The organism is Myxococcus llanfairpwllgwyngyllgogerychwyrndrobwllllantysiliogogogochensis, from assembly GCF_006636215.1.
GTDB classification, from domain to species: Bacteria; Myxococcota; Myxococcia; order Myxococcales; family Myxococcaceae; genus Myxococcus; species Myxococcus llanfairpwllgwyngyllgogerychwyrndrobwllllantysiliogogogochensis.
Genome location: NZ_VIFM01000405.1, coordinates 1 through 7,507, shown reverse-complemented (window position 1 = coordinate 7,507; position 7,507 = coordinate 1). Strand labels below are relative to the sequence as shown.

The following is a 7,507-nucleotide window of genomic DNA, read 5'->3' as shown; positions in this document are numbered from 1 at the left end:
ACCCGACACCACCCCCACCCCACCCTCGGCCACCTGACGGGCGAAGGCACGGGCAAAAGGCAGGAAACCCTGATCCGGATGTCGGCTGCCCACCATGGCCACCCGCCTGCGCGGCGGCCCGGGCTGGCCCCGGTGGAACAGCAGGGGCGGCGCGTCCTCCACCTGCTTGAGACGCTCCGGATAGGTCCGCTGTTCGGCGAACGCCACCCGCATGCCTCCTGCGTGACACGCCTCCTGCAACCGCTCCGCGACGACGGGGAGCCGCTCCAGGGTCGCCAGCCGACGACGAACTTGTGGGGAAACCGGCGCTTCGGACACCCAGTCTCCTACCGGAGTCGCGGCCAGGGGAGCGAGACGACCGTCGGCGAATGCGCGCAAGGCGGCCAGCGTCCTCGGCCCCAGGCCGGGAACGGCCCAGAGCGCCAGGCATGCCTGCTGTTCCGCCGTGAGGCTGTCCGTCTCAGCGTCCGCCATACCCAACCCCCCTCCATTCCCACCTATATAGAAGATGGGTCCGCAGGGAGGGGCGCGACACATAAACACCGGACCGCCACCGGTCAAGCACTCAACCCCTCCTGGACGGGAGGGGATGCACTTTTCCTGCCGGAATCAGCGGCTGGCGGTGGGGGCGGGGCTCACGCGCATGTACGCGCGGTCGCCGGTGTTGATCTCCTCGGTGGAGCGCATCATCAGGCAGTTGTTGGTGCGCTCCTTCACCTCGGTGACCATGCACGTGCCGATGTTCTCCCACGGCAGCGCCTTGTCGGACGCGGGCGGCGGGGGGAGCTCCGGCTTGCCCAACACCTGCCGGGACGGGTCGCCCTGGCGGAGGATGAGGAAGGTGTTGCCCAGCTGGACGCCATCGGCGCTGCCCTTGTCCAGCACCACGGTGTTGTGCTCACCGAGCAGCGACAGGTACGGCACCAGCGCCGTCACGACGGTGGCGTTGAGTTCCTTCGTGTTGGGCCGGGGGGCGACGCGCTCGCTGAGCTTCTCGCCGTAGGGGCCCACCAGGTCGCCACGCTCGATGCCGTCCCAGGTGTCGACGATCTGCGCTGTGACGACGCCCTTGTCCACGCGCACCACGCGCAGCGTGCCCACGAAGTCCGTCAGGAAGCCCAGCTCCTTGCCCGAGCGCGGGTGCTTCACTTTCTGCGTGGTGTGGAAGACGACGTAGCGGTCACCGACCTTGGCGTCGGCCTTGCGCTTGAAGCGCACGTAGACGTTGTCCGGGAAGGCCAGCATCAGCGCGCCGTTCGGGGAGCCCTCGATGCGGCCCGCCTCCTCCAGCTCTCGCGCGGTGACGAAACCCTGCGTCGTCACCGGCCGCGACGAGGACACGTCGTAGCCAATCTTGCCCGACACCGAGACCATGTCCCCACCGGACAGCTCCGTGGGGGCGGCCACGTCGACGGTGTCATCGCCGGTCTCCACGCGCTGGGGCACTTCCTCGCCCCCGCCGAAGAAGCTCACCTGGTTGCCCGGGTAGATCCAATGCGGGTTGGCGATCTCCGGGTTGTAGGACCAGACCTTCGGCCAGTACCAGGGGCTGCCCAGGTAGCGCGAGGACAGGTCCCACAGCGTGTCACCGGACTCGACGGTGTGGACCACGCCGGGGGCGCTGTCACGGCCCTTGGCCGCGCCGGGCGGCAGCGTCACGTTGGTGCCGGAGGGGCGCTCGGGCGCCTCGTCCATGACCTCCGCGCCTTCCGTCTCACCGCCGGCCTCGGTGTCCTCCGGGTCGCTGCCCTCCTGCTGCTGCGCGAATGCGCTCCAGGCGGGGGCGACGGCGAGGCTCAACATCAGCGAGGTGAGGATCCGGGTGCGCATCGCACGACATCCTTTCGAAGAAGACTTCACTGCGGGAGGGCGGCGAGCCGCTGCTCCGCCTGCGTGGCGGCGGCCGTCCCCGGAAACTGGGTGACGACGCGCGTGTAGAGAGCCCGGGCATCCGCGGCCTGGTTGAGCCGCATCCGGCACTCGGCGAGCCGGAGCATGCCGTCCAGCATGGCGTCCCCGGCGGGATAGGTGGCGATCAGCCGCTCGAACGACTTCGCGGCGTCCTTGAACTCGTTGAGCCCCATCTGCCCCAGCCCGCTGAAGTACAGCGCGTTGTCCGCGCGCGGGTGGCGGGGGTTCTCCTCGGAGAAGCGGCGCAGGCGCTGCACGCCCCCCTCCACGTTGCCGGTGCGCAGGAGCGACACCGACTTCTCGTAGTCGGCCTCGAGCACATCCGGGTCCGGCTGGTCCGCGGGGTCATCCTCCCGCGTGGTCACCATGGTAGCCCCGCCCGTCGACGCCAGGGTGGTGCCACCCGAGGCGGACCCAGGCGTGCCGTCCGGCACCGAGCTGATGAACATCTCCACCTGCTCGGACTCGGGCTCCACCACCGCCACCTGCGTGGACAGCTTGGGCGCGGGCTCGAAGCGCGGCTTGAGCTTCACCACCGCCAGGTCCGGGGTCGACGTCAGCGCCCCACCCTGCTCCGGCGCGGTGACTCGCACGGGAACCGTGGAGGACTGCTTCGCCGCGGGGGCACCAGGGGCCCGCGCGCGGTCGACGGCGGCATGGGCCTCCAGGCGCTCCAGCCGGTCCACCAGGCGCGTCTGCGACTCGCGCAGCGTGCGCAGCTCCGCCTGCAGCGCCGCGACCTCCGCCTGGGAGGCGGCGGTGGTGGCACAAGCACACAGCGCGCACAGCGGCGCTGCGGCGAGCAAGCGGAAGATGGCGGAGCGCTCGAGCACGGGCCTCGACGGATGAAAGTCCCTCCGAGGATAGGAAGGCACGTCGGAGAGCGTCAAGAAAACGGCCGGCGCTCCCCGCCTAGAACCTGTTTACCACCAGGTTGAGGTGGCGTCCGGTACGCCCCGCGTCACGCCGGTGGGAGAAGAACCGCGAGGGCTCGCACGCGGTACAGGCCTGTAGCACGTCCACATGGGCCGACCTCAGCCCCGCACCCAGCAACGTCAGCCGCACCGCCCGTGACAGGTCCAACCGGATGCGCCCGCCCTCCTCCGCCACGACTTCCGAGCCGAAGCGCGTCGTGAAGCGCTGCCCCAGCTCCGCCGAGACTTCGTAGCAACAGCGCTGAATCGCGGGCCCCACCGCCGCCAGCAGTCGCTCTGGCCGAGCCCCTCGCGCCACCAGCGCCTCCACCGCGCGAGCGCTGATATCCGCGTCCGTCCCACGCCACCCCGAGTGCACCGCCGCCACACGCCGTCCGTCCGGGTCCACCAGCAACACCGGTACGCAGTCCGCCGTGCCCACGGCCACCCACGTTTCGGGCACTTCGGTCCAAAGCCCGTCCGCCTCGCCCTCGGGAGGCCGCAGCATGTCGCCCCCCTCCTCCACCCGGGCCTCCAGCACCCGGTCCCCATGCACCTGGGACACACGCGACAGCGCACCCAGCGGAGCACCGGCCGCCGTGGCCAGCCTGCGCAGGTTCTCCTCCACCTTTGCCCGGTCATCTCCCGTGGAGAACCCCAGGTTGAGCGAGGCGAAGGGCCCCTCGGACACACCGCCCGCGCGAGTCGCGAAGCCGTGCGGAACGGGAAGCAACGAGGACGTGAGCAACTCGGTCGCCATGAGGTGGCCCTTCTAACCGTCACGCCCATCCCGACGCACGCGGACGTCGACGTGCGCCAACCGGATGCGCCAACGGAATGATAAAATTCCCATGCAAGTACGTTTGACAGTCCGCGTCAGCCCATTGACAATTCCGCGGACTCTTCGTGAAACGAGTTGAATCCTTTCGAACGAAGTGACGCGAACGCGCGCATGCCCTTGGGTCCCGACACCGTAGGCCGGAAGCTCCTCTGGAGCATCGCTCTGCCGGGGTTGGTGGTGGCGTTGCTGGGCGTGGGCCACTTCTGGCGCGAGGCGCGGGTGGCGGTGCAGGACGCCACGCAGGTGGAGTCGCTCGCACTCGCGGAGTTCGTCGCCTCGACATTCATGTTGCCGCAGGGGCCCGGTGCGCCCGCGCATGGCGCGGTGGCGGAGGTGCTCCACTCGGACACGCGGTTGTTCCGCTCGGTGGCGGACGTGCGTGTGCTGACGCCGGACGGACGCGTGCGCTGGTCTCGCGAGCCGTCCGAGGTCGGCTCGGTGCATCCGGAGGCCTCGCGGCTCACCCGCCCCGGGCCGGAGACGGCGCGCTCGGCGGACGATGTCACGGAGGTGGTGCGGCCCCTGGGCGGTCCGGAGTGCGGGAGCTGTCACTCGCGCGGGGAGGTTCCGGGCGCCAGTGTCCTGCAGATGCGGATGACGGAGCCCGCGCTGCATCAGCAACTGACGAAGGTGTTCGGTGGCGCGCTGGGGTCCATGGCGGTGTTCGCCATCCTGCTCGCGCTCGTCATCGCGTTGTCGCTGCACTTCAACCTCACGCGTCCGCTGCGTCGGCTGAGCGCGGCCATGGGGCGCGCGGAGGCGGGAGATCTGCTGGTGCGCGCGGACGTGCGCGGCACGGATGAAATCGCGCGCCTGGGCGCCGCCTTCAACCAGATGCTGGCGCGGCTCACCGCGATGAAGGCGGAGGAGATCGACACCCACCGCGACCTGGAGCTGGTGAAGGAGAAGCTCGCGCTCAAGGACGAGTTGGAAGACCGGCTTCGCGAGCTGTCGCTGCTGTTCGACGTGACGCGCTCCCTCAACGCCACGCTGGAGCTGGACGAGCTGCTGGAGGCCGTCACCCGGCTGGTGGTGGAGCGGCTCCAGATTCCGGAGTTCTCCATCATGCTCGTCAGCCCGGAGGGCGCGCTGGAGGTGAAGCAGGCGTGGCCGGAGGGCCGTAGCTCGGAGGGGCTCACCTTCTCGGTGGGCGAAGGCGCCTGCGGCCGCGCGGCCCAGACGCACAAGGCGGTGTACCTGCCGGACGTCGCGGACCACTCCAGCATCTTCGCGCGGCGCGGACTGGTGACGGACGCCATGCTCACCGGCGCGCTGCTCGCGGTGCCCATGGTGCACGCGGGCACGCTCATGGGCGTGGTGAACTTCCAGCGTCCGCTCATCGCCAGCTTCTCGGCGGGGGAAATCGAGCTGCTCACCGCGGTGGCGGACATCGCGGCGGCCGCCGTGAAGAACGCCCAACTGCACGCGGAGACGGTGAAGCTCACCATGACGGACCCGCTGACGGGGGTGCCCAACCGGCGTCACCTCTTCCAGCGCATGGAGCTGGAGCTGGCGCGAGCGCAGCGCTTCGGCACGTCACTGGCGCTGCTCATGGTGGACGTGGACCACTTCAAGCGCCTCAACGACCTGGCCGGCCACCGGGCGGGTGACGAGACGCTCCGCCGCGTCTGCGACATCCTCCGCTCGCGCGTGCGCAAGGTGGACACGCTGGCGCGCTATGGCGGCGAGGAGTTCGTCATTCTCCTCCCCCAGGCCACCAAGCAGGACGCGGTGGATGTGGCGGAGAAGCTGCGTCGCGCGGTGGCGGAGACCATCGTGCTCAACCAGCCCGGCCTCCCGGGCGGCCACGTCACCGTGTCCGTGGGCGTGTCCCACTTCCCCAGCGACGCCAACACGCAGGAGGGGCTCGTCGACAGCGCGGACGCGGCCCTCTATTGCAGCAAGCGCACGGGCCGCAACCGCACGACGCCGTTCGAGATGGGCATGGAGATCCACCCCGGTCGCGAGCGAGGCCCCCACGCGCCTCCGACCGAGCCGACCGCCAGCGCTCCTCCCGGCGGCGTGGCCAAGGCGTAGCGCGCGGCCCCGCTGCCTCAGCGGGACACGAGCGTGCGCACCGTGGGCAGCATCAGGTCCGCCCACTCCTCGTAGCCTTCCTCGGAGGGGTGGAAGCCATCCCCGGAGAAGAAGTGCGGCGAGCGGGGAAACATCTCCCGACTCGCCGAATACATGTCCACCAGGTGCAGCCCCTCCGTGCGCGCCACCTGGGCGATGGCGGCGTTGAAGGGCTCGATGCGCCCTTCGTAGAGGGCACTGGGCACCAGCTTCGCGACGGGTGCCATCGCCATGTCCGCGATGTTCACCAGCACCAGGGGGGCACCCGTCTGCTTCAGACGCCGGGCGATGCGCTCCAACTCCTCCTGGAAGTCCTCCACCGCCGTGCCGCGCCAGAGGTCATTGGTCCCCACCCCCAGCGTCACCAGCGTGGGTTGCGCGGCCACCGTGGCCTTGAGCTGCCCGGTGAAGACGTCGCGGACGCGCGCCCCGCTGACGCCCAGGTTGGTGAGCCCCACTGACAGCCCAGCTCGGCGCAGTCGTGAGGCGAGGCGCTCGGGATAGCCCCCGCCGCGCGGCGCGCCTACGCCCACCGCGGTGCTGTCTCCGAGCGCGACGTAGTTGACGCTCATGTCCGTCGCTCCACTACGGCATGCGCAGGGCGCGGAGCATGCGGCTGCCTCCCGGGGCCGCCACGCGCAGGAGCAGCGTGCTGCCAGCGGGAGCCGCGCGAATCGCCTTGGCCAGGTCGTCCGCGTTGTTCACCGGCTTGCGGTTGGCCTCCACCACCACCATGCCCGGCTCGAGCTGCGCGCGGTCCGCCGGAGAGCCCGGCACCACGTCGGTGATGAGGGCGCCCTGGCGCTCATTGAAGCCCGCCTGCTGCGCGGTGCGCGCATCCAGGTTCTGGAGGCTGACGCCCACGCGGCGCGAGCTCTCCTGCGAGTCGTCGCCCTGCTGCTTGCGCGAAGTCACGCCCTCCAGGTCGGGCCGCGTGCCAAGAATCACCTTCACGTCCTGCTTCTTGCCTTCACGGAACACCGTCAGCGTGGAGGTGCTGCCCGGGCGCTTGAGCGCCACGGTGCGAGTGAGCTGGCCGCTGGACGTCACCGGCTGCCCATCGATGGCGGTGACGACGTCGTCGGACTTCAGGCCCGCCTTCGCCGCCGGAGAGGCAGGATTCACCTGCGTGAGGATGGCGCCCTCCGTCACTGGCAGCTTGAGCGCGCTCGACAAGTCCCGCGTCAGGTCCTGGATGCCCACGCCCAGCCACGCGCGCGTGACGGAGCCTTCCTTCTCCAGTTGGGGCACCAGTGCCGTGACGAGGTTGCTGGGCACCGCGAAGCCGATGCCCGTGCCGCCGCCGACGATGGCGGTGTTGATGCCGACGACCTCACCTCGCATGTTGAACAACGGGCCGCCCGAGTTGCCCGGGTTGATGGCCGCGTCGGTCTGGAGGAACTCGTCGTAGGGCCCCGCGCCGATATCGCGTGCTCGCGCGGAGACGATGCCCAGGCTGACGCTGGAAGCCAGTCCGAAGGGATTGCCAATGGCGACGACCCAGTCGCCCACGCGCAGCGCGTCGGAGTTGCCCAGCTTCACCGTGGGCAGCCCCTCCACCTTGTCCTTGATCTTCACCACCGCGACGTCGGTGAGCGGGTCCCTGCCCACGACGACCGCGGAGAACGAGCGCCCGTCATCCAATCGCACGGTGATGGACACCGCGTCCTCCACCACATGGTTGTTGGTGAGGACGATGCCTGTCGGCTCGATGATGAAGCCGGAGCCCGCGCCCTGGCGGAGCTGCTCCCGCCCTCCTCCCCGG

Annotated in this window: 7 protein-coding genes; 1 reads left to right on the top strand and 6 read right to left on the bottom strand. The window is 70.2% G+C overall.

Going from position 1 to position 7,507, the window contains the following annotated elements:
• The 4 genes from FJV41_RS46885 to pgeF form a co-directional block, all read right to left on the bottom strand.
• Window positions 1-474 (bottom strand): DNA-processing protein DprA (locus FJV41_RS46885; RefSeq protein ID WP_174468523.1); only part of this gene is annotated, 474 nt, incomplete at its 3' end.
• Between the two features lie 135 nt (window positions 475-609).
• Complete coding sequence (locus FJV41_RS46880; RefSeq protein WP_174455214.1) at window positions 610-1,830, bottom strand: LysM peptidoglycan-binding domain-containing protein; 1,221 nt, start codon at window positions 1,828-1,830, stop codon at window positions 610-612.
• Between the two features lie 26 nt (window positions 1,831-1,856).
• Window positions 1,857-2,744, bottom strand: coding sequence for a tetratricopeptide repeat protein (locus FJV41_RS46875; RefSeq protein WP_141649130.1), 888 nt, complete (start codon window positions 2,742-2,744; stop codon window positions 1,857-1,859).
• A 79-nt stretch (window positions 2,745-2,823) separates the two neighbouring features.
• On the bottom strand, window positions 2,824-3,585 hold the full coding sequence (gene pgeF / locus FJV41_RS46870) for a peptidoglycan editing factor PgeF (RefSeq protein WP_141649128.1): 762 nt from the start codon (window positions 3,583-3,585) through the stop codon (window positions 2,824-2,826).
• Window positions 3,586-3,777: 192 nt separating this feature from the next.
• Here pgeF and FJV41_RS46865 point away from each other — a divergent pair, with 192 nt between their 5' ends.
• Complete coding sequence (locus tag FJV41_RS46865) at window positions 3,778-5,703, top strand: GGDEF domain-containing protein (RefSeq protein WP_141649127.1); 1,926 nt, start codon at window positions 3,778-3,780, stop codon at window positions 5,701-5,703.
• A 17-nt stretch (window positions 5,704-5,720) separates the two neighbouring features.
• On the opposite strand, the gene FJV41_RS46860 is transcribed toward FJV41_RS46865, so the two are convergent.
• Together FJV41_RS46860 and FJV41_RS46855 are read right to left on the bottom strand one after the other, a co-directional pair.
• Window positions 5,721-6,314, bottom strand: a complete 594-nt coding sequence (locus FJV41_RS46860) for an SGNH/GDSL hydrolase family protein (RefSeq protein WP_141649126.1) — start codon at window positions 6,312-6,314, stop codon at window positions 5,721-5,723.
• 13 nt (window positions 6,315-6,327) lie between these two features.
• On the bottom strand, window positions 6,328-7,507 hold a 1,180-nt coding region (locus FJV41_RS46855; RefSeq protein WP_141649125.1), incomplete at its 5' end, for a trypsin-like peptidase domain-containing protein.